A 13,240-nucleotide genomic window follows, 5' to 3' on the forward strand; every position below is an offset into this window, starting at 1 on the left:
TAAATAATAAAAATGGAGCGAGGTTCTTTCGCTCCATTTTTATTTTATTTTTTAAGAAGAAGGTGCATTCTTGTCAGTAATAAGCTTGCGTAATACGAGTTGGAGAATGCCGCCATTTTTGTAGTAATCGATTTCTACATCCGTATCAAGCCGAACGATACATGGGAATGTGAAGGAGGAACCATCAGGCCGGGTTGCGTGCACCTCGATTTTTTGACGAGGGTTGACCTCTTCGTTCAATTCCGGAATATCGAACGTTTCCTGCCCTGTAATGCCAAGAGCTTCCGCACTGACCCCTTCTTCAAACTGTAAAGGCAGGACCCCCATACAGACAAGATTAGTACGATGAATACGCTCGTAGCTTTCCGCGATAACCGCTTTTACTCCAAGGAGCAAGGTACCTTTGGCAGCCCAATCGCGTGAGCTTCCTGTTCCGTATTCCTTTCCTCCGATAATCATAAGCGGAGTGCTGGCTTCTTGATATTTCATTGCTGCATCATAAATCGACATCACTTCTCCTGTCGGAAGATACGTTGTATAGCCGCCTTCTGTTCCGGGGGCCAGGAGGTTACGAATACGAATATTGGCGAATGTACCACGCATCATTACTTCATGGTTCCCACGCCGTGAACCATATGAATTGAAGTCGCGGATTTCCACACCTTTGCCTTGCAAGTATTGTCCGGCAGGGCTATCCGGTTTGATAGCGCCGGCAGGTGAAATGTGGTCAGTTGTGACAGAGTCGCCTAATAGTGCTAGCAAGCGGGCATTTCGAATTGGTTGGATGCCCGAACTTTCCAGAGAGAAGTTCTTGAAGAACGGAGGTGATTGAATATAGGTAGAGTCTTTATCCCAACTGTAAATTTCATCCTTGGACACAGGGATTTCATTCCACTCTTTATTAAAAGCAAGGACGTTGTTATATTTTTCCCGATACATCTCTGGTGTAATAATGGAGTTAATCGTACTGCGAACTTCTTTTTCAGTCGGCCAGATATCGCGTAGGTAGACAGGCTCCCCCTGCTCGTTATGGCCAATTGGTTCGCTGTAAAGGTCGATGTCGAATGTGCCAGCCAGTGCGTATGCGACCACGAGCGGTGGTGAAGCTAGATAGTTCGCTTTAACGAGCGGGTGAATGCGCCCTTCGAAGTTGCGGTTTCCGCTCAATACGGACGTAACAGTCATATCGTTCTCGGCAACCGCTTTTCCTACTTCAGGAATTAACGGTCCGCTATTACCGATACAGGTAGTGCATCCGTAACCGACTGTGTTGAAGCCGAGTCTATCCAGGTATGGCGTCAGACCAGCATCGTCAAGATATTGGGTAACGACACGGGAGCCAGGCGCCAGGCTTGATTTGACATTCGGGTTACGGCGCAGCCCCTTTTCTACTGCTTTTTTTGCCAGCAATCCAGCTCCAATCATAACGGAGGGATTTGATGTGTTGGTACAACTTGTAATTGCGGCGATAACGACAGATCCGGTTTTGAGGGAAGTCCTTGAGCCGTCCGGATACGTAACGGTCACTTCCTGCTTGATTTTCTCTTCGGTTAGACCGAAGCCACCTTCTTTTACCGGTGTGCGCAACACTTTATTGAATGATTCTTTCATCTCGGTCAAATTAATGCGATCTTGTGGCCGTTTTGGACCGGCAAGAGTCGGAACGACGCTTCCGAGGTCAAGCGTGATAATCTCTGAATACTTAGGATTAGGCATATCATCCGTGCGAAACAGCCCTTGCGCTTTTGCATACGTTTCCACCAGAGAGATATGTTCCTCCGAGCGTCCGGTAGTACGAAGATAATGCAATGTTTGTTCATCGATAGGGAAGTAGCCTGCGGTTGCCCCGTATTCTGGCGCCATGTTGGCGATAGTCGCCCTGTCTTCGAGCGTCATGGAACTTAGACCTTTTCCGAAAAATTCCACAAACTTACCAACAACCCCCTTTTTCCGCAAGATATTAGTAACAGTAAGCGCTAAATCGGTAGCGGTAGAACCTTCGGGTAGCTTGCCGGTTAATTCGAATCCTACGACGTGCGGCAATAGGAAATACATCGGTTGACCGAGCATGGATGCTTCGGCTTCGATGCCGCCGACGCCCCAGCCGAGTACGCCCAGGCCGTTAATCATCGTTGTATGGGAGTCGGTTCCTACGAGCGAATCAGGGAACACTTCAACTCCGTTTTCCGTATTTTTTTGCGATACGACGGAAGCCAGATATTCTAGGTTTACCTGATGGACGATACCAACAGAGGGTGGTACGGCCCGAAAGTTGGTGAATGCCTGGGTAGCCCAGCGCAAAAATGTATAGCGTTCCCTGTTGCGTTCGAACTCTTTATTCATATTGAAGCTGAGTGATGTGTCCGACCCCGCCTGATCTACTTGTACGGAATGGTCAATTACAAGATCAACAGGAATAAGCGGATTAATTTTCTCCGGTTCAAGGCCGAGGGTGGATACGGCATCCCGCATGGAAGCAAGGTCCACCACGGCGGGGACACCGGTAAAGTCCTGAAGAATAACACGGGAGGGCATGAATGGAATTTCGAACATTTCCCCCGGTTTCAAATTGGGATCCCAATTGGCGATACGTCTAACGTGTTCTTCGGTAATTGCGCGGTTATCCATCGCTCGTAGTGAGGCTTCAAGCAAGATTTTAATGGAGAATGGCAGCCTGGAAATTGCGCCAATTCCTTGTTCTTCAAGCGTTTGCAGACGGTAGTAATACATTCCGCCATCCAAGCGAGTCCGGCATGCTTCCCGCAGTGTTTTAGCATTATTCATTACAAGCATCCTCCGTATTACCAAAATTTTGTGCCTTATTTAGTATGCACGATTCATGAGTGAATATAAGGGGAAAGGTAATGTATAAAGTAATCTGCTTTCTTTATCCTAAGGACTGTAGCCCAAATTTTTTTTGCAAGGAGGATACAGAATGAATTACGAGTACACTGATCCGCGTAACAGGCAGGAAATGTCGTTTGTGGAAGATGTGGCTGAAGGCATGGATCGTATGATGGATGAGGGCGGCGGTGTAGTGGATGAGGTATTGGCTTATCGGACGCCAGTTCAGCGCAATGAACTGGTGGATGTAGGGCAATATGAACAAGACGTAGTAGAATATGGGCAAGATGAATAGATAAAGAAACAAGAACCGTGGCTGGGTGGTCGCGGTTTTTTTCTTATTGGCAGCCATAATGTACATCTGTATTTTTTTCTTCCTGATAATGTATAATAAAAGAAGGCATGTGTGAGCGTACAGCGCAGGGCAAAGATTAGTGGGAAAACGAATCGCGTAATGAAGGAGGATGTTCTGTGACTATGACCATACTGAGCGGGGTCATCGGCATATTTATGGCTACGGTGGTACTTATTGTTCGTATGCGTGCCTCGAAAAAACCCGCTTCATTAAAGAAGATTATTCTGCCGCCCTTTTTTATGAGTACAGGTTTTGCAATGTTTTTATATCCGCCTATGCATGTACATGTAACATATGCGTTGTTTGCCTTTTTTGTTGGTGCGCTCCTGTCATATCCGCTGATTGTTACTTCGAAGTTTGAAGTTGTAGGCAAAGATATTTATTTGAAACGTTCAAAAGCATTCTTCCTTATCCTGGTAGGATTGGTGCTGTTGCGTTTGATGTTAAAATCTTATGTTGGTATGTATGTAAGCATAGAAGAAACGGCTGGACTTTTCTTTATTTTGGCTTTCGGTATGATTGTGCCGTGGCGTGTAGCTATGTATTTTGAGTATGTGAAGTTAAACCGTTCACTCAATTTAATGTGAGTTTAACTAAAAAACTTTGTATATGACAAATCCCCTTGTATTTGCCGGTGTGTAGAATTCCATTATTGCATGGAACTCTCCCTGGTAATGTAGAGGGGATTTTTAATAATAGAATGCAGAGGTATCCAGGCTGACACTAAAAAAATTAATGCGCTTTCAAAATGAATATTGACAAAAAACTGAAAAGTCCGTAAGATAAATTCATCGTTATACATCAGATGACCTGATAGGAAAGGATGTGACGTGAAAACGTTGCCAAAATTTAATATTCGGAAAACATATGAAGAGGTTGCTGATTACTTGCGTGAGCAAATTATCTCCGGGGCGTATGTACCGGGTGCACGCTTACCATCTCTGCGAGAGCTTGGGGAGACACTGGGAGTAGGTCAGTCAACAGTGCGGGAAGCTCTCAGCTCTCTTAAGACACTAGGTCTAATTACCATGAAGCAGGGAGAAGGCACGTTTGTTACCCGTCACGATCCAGAAGAAATTATCTCCACATTCGAATCCATGCGTCTGGTGACGCAGCAGGAAATTATAGAATTGCTGGAAGTACGGAAGATTATTGAAAGCGGTACCGCCCGTCTGGCGGCGGAACGGCGAACTGAAGATGAGCTGAAGAAGATTGGAGAAGCATTAGCTGAAATGGAACAGGCCCTCTCTAGCGAAGAGCTTGGCGATCAGGCGGATTGGAAGTTTCATTATGCAGTAGCTGCTGCTTCTCATAATCAGACACTACAAACAGTGATGACGTCAATTTCTGAAGCAGTTAGTCGTTCACTGCAGGCAAGTCGCCAGGAACTGTATCAAATAAAAGGAGTTCCCGAAAATTTATATAAAGAACATGCCAATATTTATGAGGCAATTCGGGAACGTAATGGAAGCCGTGCAGAAGCGGCAATGCTCTATCACCTGCAAGGAGTCGAGGAAAAGATGCTTGATTAGCACTTTTCTTCTAAATATAAAAGTCAGATGACCTGAGGTATTTGAATCCTTTATTGTCAGATCACCTGAAAAATATGTATGACGATTCAGGGGGACAAGCCGGAAGGCTAACCATATTTAAAAATAAATTTAGAGTAAAAGAGGTGTATTGTATGCAAACGTGGACACAAGTGTATGAGCCGCTGGGGAGTCTTGGGCTGTCAGCTGCCGTGGCTGTCATTCCGATCGTATTCTTCTTTCTTGCGTTGGCCGTTTTCCGCATGAAGGGGCATACGGCAGGTTTTATGACAGTACTGATTTCCCTTGTAATTGCAATTTTCGTCTACAAAATGCCGGTTTCCATGGCGCTAGCCTCCGCCGGCTATGGTTTCGCTTATGGTTTATGGCCGATTGCCTGGATTATTGTAACCGCTGTATTTTTATATAAAATTACAGTGAAAACCGGACAGTTTGATATCATCCGTTCTTCCGTCGTGTCAATTACAGAAGATCAACGGCTGCAAATGCTGCTTGTTGGTTTTTCGTTCGGTGCGTTTCTGGAAGGCGCAGCCGGTTTTGGTGCCCCGGTAGCGATTACGGCAGCTTTGCTGGTCGGTCTTGGTTTTAATCCGTTGTATGCAGCAGGGCTTTGTCTTATTGCCAATACTGCACCAGTAGCATTTGGAGCGATGGGGGTCCCTATTACGACGGCAGGTCAGGTTACAGGGCTCGATCCTTTTCATATTGGTCAGGTAGCTGGCCGTCAATTGCCACTCTTGTCTGTTATTGTGCCATTCTGGTTAGTATTCATTATGGATGGTGTTCGCGGAATACGTGAAACGTGGCCGGCAATTCTTGTGGCTGGTGGTTCGTTTGCGATTACACAGTTTTTTACGGCTAACTTTATTGGACCGGAGCTGCCAGATATTACTTCTGCGCTGGTTAGCCTCGTTGTGCTGGCCGCATTTTTGAAGGTGTGGCAGCCGAAACGCATCTTCCGTTTTGAAAGAGCAGGCGTATCAACGGTTGAAATCGCAGCAGCTGAAGCTGATTCGCGACACTACACAGCAGGCCAGATTTTCAAGGCGTGGTCTCCATTCATTATTCTTACGCTTATGGTTACTATTTGGAGTTTGAAGCCATTTAAAGCTTTGTTCGGCAAAGATGGCCCATTGGAGGCGCTTGTGGTCAAAATCCATATTCCTTATCTAGATCAAATGGTTATTAAAGCCGAACCGATTGTAACGAAGCTGACCCCGTATGAAGCGGTGCTTAAATTCGATATATTATCGGCAACGGGGACAGCCATCCTGATAGCTGCTTTCATTACAATGATCGTATTAAGGATGAAGCCGGGTGAAGGAATAGCAACTTTTAAGGAGACGTTATCTGAATTGAAAAAACCTATTCTTTCAATCGGTCTGGTGCTTGGATTTGCAATGGTTGCCAATTATTCGGGTTTGTCGTCCACATTGGCACTCGTATTGGCATCGGCAGGCGGCCTGTTCCCGTTCTTTTCGCCATTCCTTGGCTGGCTTGGTGTATTCCTTACAGGCTCTGATACGTCCAGCAACGCGCTGTTTTGTAACTTGCAGAACGTAACTGCACAGCAAATCGGAGTAAACGAGACTTTGCTCGTCGCGGCGAATACGACCGGTGGAGTAACAGGAAAAATGATTTCGCCGCAATCCATCGCAGTAGCATGTGCTGCCGTAGGACTTGTAGGCAAAGAGTCGGATTTGTTCCGCTTCACAGTTAAACATAGTTTACTGTTCGCTATCATCGTTGGCATCATTACGTATATTCAAGCTTACTACTTAACCTGGATGCTTCCATAGACAGCGAAGCACGCAGGTGGAATGAAGTAGGGAGATGCCAATGTTCTTGGGACAATGGCGCTCCCTATTGATCTTTTACTTAAAGACATAATGGGCATTCGGAGGTGCTTATTTGTGAAAGTCTCCATTTTTATTACATGCTTGTCAGATGCAATCTACCCACAGGTCGGGGAAGCGATGTCCCGGATTCTTGCCTGCCAGGGAGTGAAGCTGCATTTTCCAGAGGTACAAACATGCTGCGGACAGCCCGCATTCAATAGCGGATATTGGGATGAGGCGCGCACCAGTGCGCGAACGCTTCTCGAAGCGTTCGATGATAGTGATTTCATCGTATCACCGTCCGGTTCCTGTACAGGAATGATCCATCATTATTATCCATCTTTATTTAAGGATGATCCGGTGATGCTTACAAAAGCTCGCGAATTCAGTGGAAAGATATATGAATTCTCTCAATTTCTTGTCAATGTATTGGGTGTAACGGATATTGGAGCTCATTTTCCGCATAAAGTAACATACCATCCTTCCTGCCATGGAACGCGACTTCTTGGTATCAAAGAAGAGCCAAGGCAATTGCTTGCTAATGTAAAGGGCATAGAGTTTGTTGAATTGCCTTTTGCGGAAGATTGCTGCGGATTCGGTGGTACATTCGCTGTTAAAATGTCCGAGATTTCGGGTGCGATGGTGGAAGAGAAAGTACAGCACGTAATAGAGACTGAAGCCGAGGTGCTGGTCGGTATGGACATGGGTTGTCTGATGAATATTGGCGGTCGCCTGCGTTACGAGGGCAAGCAAGTACGTGTCATGCATTTGGCAGAATTGCTGCATGAAGGGGTGAAGCAAAAAGTATGAGCACAACGTTTAACCCGACGACAACAATTAAAGATAGAGCGCATATTTCCCTGAATGATGAATTTTTGCGCAATGCCGTAAAGTATACGACTGAAAAGCTTCGTACATCAAAAAAGCTGGCCTCAGATGAACTGGGCAACTGGGAAGAATGGCGGGAGCGCGCCCGACAGATTCGTCTGCACACGATTGCCCATTTGGATTATTACCTATCAGAATTCGTCAAAAATGCCCGAGCTGCCGGAGTGCATGTGCATTTTGCGACAACAGCACAAGAAGCCGTCCATATTACGATGAGAATTGCTGAGGCAAAAGGTGCAAAATCGGTCGTGAAATCGAAATCCATGGTATCTGAAGAGCTGCATATTAATCATAGGCTGGAAGAAATCGGAGTGGAAGCGATTGAAACCGATTTAGGTGAATATATTATCCAACTGGCGGGAGAAACACCGTCTCATATCATTATTCCGGCTATTCATAAGAATAAACAGCAAGTAGCAGAATTGTTTTCAGAGGAAGCTGGGGAGGTGCTGCCGCCGGAAACGCCTATTCTTGCAGGGTTCGCTCGCGCCAAATTACGGGAGAAATTCTTGGAAGCGGATATCGGCATGACCGGATGCAACTTTGCCATCGCAGAGACCGGCTCCATGGTGCTATTCTCGAATGAAGGCAATGCTCGCATGGTGAGTACCGTTCCGAAAACACAAATTACGTATATGGGCATGGAACGAATTATCCCTTCACTTGACGATCTGGAAGTCATGGCGACGATGTTGCCGCGCTCGGCCACAGGTCAAAAACTGACGGTCTACATGTCTGCCATTACCGGTCCACGACGTCAGGAGGACTCCGATGGACCGGAAGAGATGCATATCATTATTCTTGATAATGGGCGATCTTCACAATTAGGTGATCCGGAATTTCAGGAAGTGCTGAATTGTATCCGTTGCGGAGCTTGTTTGAATGCATGTCCGGTATATCGTCACGTTGGCGGTCATACGTATGGATGGGTATATAGCGGACCGATTGGAGCTGTTTTGACACCTCGACTGAATCAGGATATGGAAAAATGGGGCGAAGTCTCCTATGCGTCAAGCCTTTGCGGAGCCTGTCATGAAGCATGTCCGGTTAAAATTCCGCTGCATGACATGCTTGTCTACATTCGTCGGCAGAAGGTGGAGGAAGGGTATACTCCAGCTTCGGAGCGTATGGCATTTAAGGGATTCAAGTATATTATGTCGAGTCACCGACGCTTTAAGCGTATTGTAAATTTGGGCAAAACAGGTCAGAAAATCATCGCACGCGATGGAGCGATTACTTCTAAAATTGGTCCGCTCAAAGGCTGGACAGAGCATCGGTATGCTCCCGCATTAGCAGACGAGTCTTTCCGTGATACCTGGGACAACTTATCTGCTGAGCTGCATGTTAATGGGAACAAGATGGCGCCGGATGTGCTGAAACGGCTGCAGGAGGCTAAGCGAAGACGGGAGGAAAAACATCATGAGTAAGCGAGGAGAAGAGATAATTCGGGAATTGGACGAACAGGCGGCCGAGAAGGAAGAACAATTCTTTACACATATCGCAAATCGTTTAAACCGGCCGCGCATTATTAAGACTCCGGCTCATCCTTTTCGCGGTGCACCAGACTTCTGGCTAGCATACGAGCTTTCGGAAGAAGAACGGATCGGGTTATTTATGGCTAACTGGACAAGCATGGGAGGGCATACGCAGCGGTTCCCTGATTTATCTTCTTTGAGTACGTATATTGAAGATATGGCACAGACGATGAAGGCGAAATATATGATTCGTTTTGATCATCCGTTGCTTAATAAGATGAAGATGGAACAAAAACTGCCGGATATTGAGATGACCGTATGGAACAAGCATGCAGAAGAAGAGCTGCTTGTGAAAGCGGCAGGCGCCGATATTGGTATTGCAGTAGTGGAGTATGCTATTGCTCATACTGGAACGGTAGTAGCTGTCTCCGGGGCTGAACAGGGACGCTCGGTTAGCTTGTTGCCTACTGTATTCATAGCTATATTGCAGGCGCATGATGTAAAAACGAAAATGGGTGAAGTTATGAAGGATTTAACCCGGCGTTTCGGTAATCAGTTACCGGCGGGTGTGCATTTTATTAGCGGCCCGAGTCGTTCTGCTGACATTGAGAATGATTTGACGATCGGAGTGCATGGTCCGGGCATTGTACATGCGCTTATTTTAGATGAATCGTCACCATGAATTTTATGATATGGGAAAAGAGCCAGATCGATTTTTTGATCTGGCTCTTTTAACGAAGCATAGCGGACGAAAAAATCGAGCGAAGGTACCCGCACGTTTTTCTTCTATGAAGATTTATATGTTTTGCGCTTGCGCCTCTTGTTCTTGGCGTTCTAGTTGCTTGGCTTCCGTATCCGTAATTTTTTGAATAGTAAAGCCGGTTGCAGCAAACAAAATTGAAATAATCGGAACAATATAGTTAACAATTGCATATGGCGCATAAGCAAATGGATGAACGCTCAACGTTGAGAGAATAAACACTCCACATGTATTCCATGGAACAAATGGCGAGGTTAATGTACCGCCGTCTTCTAGGGCACGTGACAAGTTTTTGGGATGCAGGTGCTTTTCCCGGTATACCCTTGCATACATTCGGCCTGGCACTACGATGGAAATATACTGCTCCGCAGCCACAACATTTGTGAAGAACGAAGAAACAACCGTAGTGGCGACCAGTTGTTTTCCGGTTCTCGCAATAAGTAGAATTTTATCTACGATGGCTTTAAGCATGCCTGTCTTTTCCAGAACCCCACCGAATGTCATAGCGACAATCGTTAGAGAAACTGTATACATCATCGCTTCAATTCCACCTCTATTAAACAGCTCGCCGATTAATTTGTTTTCAGTCTCGATTTTAAAGCCGCCATACAGTGTATTAACAGCTTCATGTACACTTCCACCCTGTACAAAAACATGAGCGAGAAAACCAAGAATAATACCAACTATCAAAGCCGGCAGTGCAGGTACTTTACGCGCTACAAGCACGATAACAGCAGCCGGAATAAGCAGAAGCCATGGACTGATAACAAATTGGGTTTGCAACTCATTCATTACAGCAATAATATCCTGATTATTTATCGATGTATCTGCAAATTGCCGACCAAGGAACCAGTAGGCAATCAATGCGATAACCATTCCAGGAATCGTGGAATAGAACATGTGACGAATATGTTCAAACAGATTGGAGCCCGCTACCCCGGATGCCAGGTTCGTAGTATCTGATAGCGGAGACATTTTATCGCCAAAATATGAGCCGGAAATAATCGCTCCAGCTACCATTGGAGCAGGAATTCCCATGCTGATACCGATGCCCATTCCGGCTACGCCGATTGTACCCATAGTGGACCAGGAGCTTCCGATAGCAAGCGAGACAATTGCGGTAATTAGTGTAATCGAAACAAGAAAGAAGGACGGAGTGATTAATTTTAAGCCGTAATATACCATGGTGGCAACTACGCCGCCGCCAATCCATGCACCAATGATAATGCCTACGGCAATAATAATGACAATGGCAGGAAGCGCCAGTCGAATGCCGTGATAGATACCATTTTCAATTTCATCCCACTTGTGGCCGAGGCGCCAGGCTATGAAAGCGGATACAACGGCGCCAAGAATAAGCGGAATATGTGGACTGCCTTCAAACTTAATGATTGTGATGGCCATAGCACCGATCATTGTAAGCAAAGGAATAATCGCAAGCCAGAATGGAACCGGTGGTGCTTGTCTATTGGTCAAGTCAAGTCCCCCTTATATGTATTTTAATGCATTTTTCTGCAAGTTTAATGCCAAAATTCGACCTGGTTTAAATTTTTTGTCGAAAGACCTGAATAATTGATAACCTTTTTTATTTTATAAAAAATTTTTAGAATTTGATATGCAAAATAATTATGCAAAGGAAATGATGTTTTGCGTATTTGCCATTTGATTTTGCGCTTTATAAGGAGGAATGAATCAGAACATACTATGGAATATGGTTGAATACTATACGGATGGAGTGAAGCAGTAATGAACCATTATGAGCAGGCGATTCATGATTATAAAGAAAGCGTAGGTGCATTTCAGCAGATGAGCCCTGACTTTACCCGGGCCTACAATGAATTCACAGGGGCATCATTTGCTGAGGGAGCGGTTTCTCAAAAAGATAAACAGCTGATTGCTCTTGGCATTAGTCTGGCCTCCCAGGATGAATACTGTATTCTGTATCATACGATGGAAGCGCTTCATAAGGGCGCGAGCAAGCAGGAGATTTATGAGACGCTTCAGGTAGCGACAGCCTTGAGAGGCGGCTCGGCGTTCTCGCAATTGTCCCTTGTGCAGGGGGCGCTGAGCGAGTTTAGCAACAGGATGCAATAAGTGCGTCAGCTCTCTTGTGTTTTACGCATTTAGAAGAGGTGGTAAAGACAAACAAGAGAATTGACAAGGAGGTACATCTCATGGATGAAGAGAGAGTGGAACGTGGACAGAAAGAGAAAGGCAGACTTGCCGAAGTAAAGGAATGGGACCCATTGGATACACCGCAGATTGCGGAATCTCGTGAGGCGCAGCGCCGTCTGGGCCGGGGTGCTGAGATGCCGGGACTATATGAAGCGGATAAGGCGAGAACGGAAGACGGGGAGGAAGAGATGACTAAGAATGAGCGTCTTGCTTCCATTCAGAAGAATTTGAATCTCATTAAGCAGGGAATTACTGAGGAAGCGGAAAAAGCCAAAGCCGTTGCTTCAAGTTTTAAAAATATCATACCAAAGAGAAATAAAGGAAAGTAAACAACAGCCATCCGATAGATGTTCGGATGGCTGCTGTTTTTAATCGATAAGGAAGTGGATGACTCCTGTAAAGTAAAAAGACGCCGTCTACTTTCTTTCGAGTGTATCACCTTAAAAACGCCTATATATATTCGGATAAGATGTGTACGAAAGCTTCAAGCCCTTTCTCGTCAACCCCATCAAAGCGATCTTTCTCCGGGCTGTCGATATCGAGAACCCCGACAAGAATGCCATCCTTAATAATGGGAACAACGATTTCTGACCGGGAAGCAGCATCGCAAGCAATATGTCCAGGGAATTGATGTACGTCTCCTATACGCAATGTTTTACGTTCAATTGCTGATGTACCACATACACCTTTGCCCAATGGAATACGAACACACGCTGGCAGACCTTGAAAAGGGCCTAGAATTAACTGTTCTTCCTTTTCTTCATATAAATAGAAGCCTACCCAGTTAATACGCTCCAGGAATTGGTTCAGCAGAGCGGATGCATTGGCCAGGTTGGCGATACGATTCGGTTCATCTTCAATTAATGCCTTGAGTTGTTTACCGATGAGTTCATAATTCTTCTCGCGGGATGCTTCATACTTTTCTGCTTTGAACATATTTTCTCGTCCCTTCTTTATAAAAAACACAATATATGTATCACATCTGTTGATTATCCATAGAGTGGAAGAAAGAAGGCTCACGTGCAGGTGAATATCGGATAATCAACACCTTTGTATATGTGTATATGTTACAGGACAGAAACTTCATTTGACAAATAATAAATACTAATTCTACTTAAAAACGTTCTGTTTAATTATTTTGCATATGATAAGCAAAGAAAATTTGCAGCATAATTATTTTGCGTATGTAATATCAGAAAAGGAAGCATCAAATGGGTAAGAAACGCATAGTAAAGCGGATACTATGGATTGCATGAACTTGGCATTGTAATTGCAACGATAAAAAGACAAACGAAAATCAAGACAACAGGAGGTTTTCTACATGATTCCATACCGTCCCGAACCGTTTACAAACT

At 45.2% G+C, this 13,240-nt stretch carries 12 protein-coding genes; 9 read left to right on the plus strand and 3 right to left on the minus strand.

All coding sequences use genetic code 11. From position 1 onward, the window contains the following. Nucleotides 1-51: 51 nt before the first annotated feature. Complete coding sequence (acnA, locus tag HMPREF0083_RS01460; protein ID WP_040301107.1) at nucleotides 52-2,784, minus strand: aconitate hydratase AcnA; 2,733 nt, start codon at nucleotides 2,782-2,784, stop codon at nucleotides 52-54. A gap of 151 nt (nucleotides 2,785-2,935) precedes the next feature. Between acnA and HMPREF0083_RS01465 the strand changes: the two genes are divergently transcribed. The 7 genes from HMPREF0083_RS01465 (at nucleotide 2,936) to HMPREF0083_RS01495 (ending at nucleotide 9,632) form a co-directional block, all read left to right on the plus strand. Further along, the gene (locus tag HMPREF0083_RS01465; RefSeq protein ID WP_021619156.1) at nucleotides 2,936-3,139 is read left to right on the plus strand and encodes a hypothetical protein; all 204 of its coding nucleotides are present in this window, start codon (nucleotides 2,936-2,938) and stop codon (nucleotides 3,137-3,139) included. Nucleotides 3,140-3,321: 182 nt separating this feature from the next. Beyond that, the gene (locus HMPREF0083_RS01470) at nucleotides 3,322-3,786 is read left to right on the plus strand and encodes a CcdC family protein (protein WP_021619157.1); all 465 of its coding nucleotides are present in this window, start codon (nucleotides 3,322-3,324) and stop codon (nucleotides 3,784-3,786) included. Nucleotides 3,787-4,029: 243 nt separating this feature from the next. Beyond that, on the plus strand, nucleotides 4,030-4,731 hold the full coding sequence (locus HMPREF0083_RS01475; RefSeq protein WP_021619159.1) for a FadR/GntR family transcriptional regulator: 702 nt from the start codon (nucleotides 4,030-4,032) through the stop codon (nucleotides 4,729-4,731). 152 nt (nucleotides 4,732-4,883) lie between these two features. Further along, nucleotides 4,884-6,548: a lactate permease LctP family transporter gene (locus HMPREF0083_RS01480; RefSeq protein ID WP_040301109.1), complete on the plus strand. Its 1,665-nt coding sequence runs from the start codon at nucleotides 4,884-4,886 to the stop codon at nucleotides 6,546-6,548. A 114-nt stretch (nucleotides 6,549-6,662) separates the two neighbouring features. After that, a complete protein-coding gene (locus HMPREF0083_RS01485) occupies nucleotides 6,663-7,397 on the plus strand; it encodes a (Fe-S)-binding protein (RefSeq protein WP_040301111.1) in 735 nt (244 codons plus the stop codon). Next, complete coding sequence (locus HMPREF0083_RS01490) at nucleotides 7,394-8,902, plus strand: LutB/LldF family L-lactate oxidation iron-sulfur protein (RefSeq protein ID WP_021619162.1); 1,509 nt, start codon at nucleotides 7,394-7,396, stop codon at nucleotides 8,900-8,902. The genes HMPREF0083_RS01485 and HMPREF0083_RS01490 overlap by 4 nt, the downstream gene beginning before the upstream one ends. Further along, complete coding sequence (locus HMPREF0083_RS01495; RefSeq protein ID WP_021619163.1) at nucleotides 8,895-9,632, plus strand: LutC/YkgG family protein; 738 nt, start codon at nucleotides 8,895-8,897, stop codon at nucleotides 9,630-9,632. The genes HMPREF0083_RS01490 and HMPREF0083_RS01495 overlap by 8 nt, the downstream gene beginning before the upstream one ends. Nucleotides 9,633-9,746: 114 nt before the next feature. Here HMPREF0083_RS01495 and nhaC read toward each other — a convergent pair whose 3' ends face one another. Continuing rightward, nucleotides 9,747-11,126, minus strand: a complete 1,380-nt coding sequence (gene nhaC, locus HMPREF0083_RS01500) for a Na+/H+ antiporter NhaC (RefSeq protein ID WP_021619164.1) — start codon at nucleotides 11,124-11,126, stop codon at nucleotides 9,747-9,749. Between the two features lie 330 nt (nucleotides 11,127-11,456). On the opposite strand from nhaC, the gene HMPREF0083_RS01505 reads away from it, so the two are divergent. Beyond that, nucleotides 11,457-11,804 carry a carboxymuconolactone decarboxylase family protein gene (locus HMPREF0083_RS01505; protein WP_021619165.1) on the plus strand — a complete coding sequence of 116 codons (348 nt, stop codon included), beginning with the start codon at nucleotides 11,457-11,459 and terminating at the stop codon, nucleotides 11,802-11,804. A gap of 80 nt (nucleotides 11,805-11,884) precedes the next feature. Further along, complete coding sequence (locus HMPREF0083_RS01510) at nucleotides 11,885-12,214, plus strand: hypothetical protein (RefSeq protein WP_040301113.1); 330 nt, start codon at nucleotides 11,885-11,887, stop codon at nucleotides 12,212-12,214. Nucleotides 12,215-12,335: 121 nt separating this feature from the next. Here the strand turns inward: HMPREF0083_RS01510 and HMPREF0083_RS01515 are convergent, their stop codons facing one another. Then, nucleotides 12,336-12,821, minus strand: coding sequence for a GAF domain-containing protein (locus HMPREF0083_RS01515; RefSeq protein ID WP_040301114.1), 486 nt, complete (start codon nucleotides 12,819-12,821; stop codon nucleotides 12,336-12,338). Nucleotides 12,822-13,240: the final 419 nt, after the last annotated feature.

Source organism: Aneurinibacillus aneurinilyticus ATCC 12856, from assembly GCF_000466385.1.
Taxonomy (GTDB): Bacteria; Bacillota; Bacilli; order Aneurinibacillales; family Aneurinibacillaceae; genus Aneurinibacillus; species Aneurinibacillus aneurinilyticus.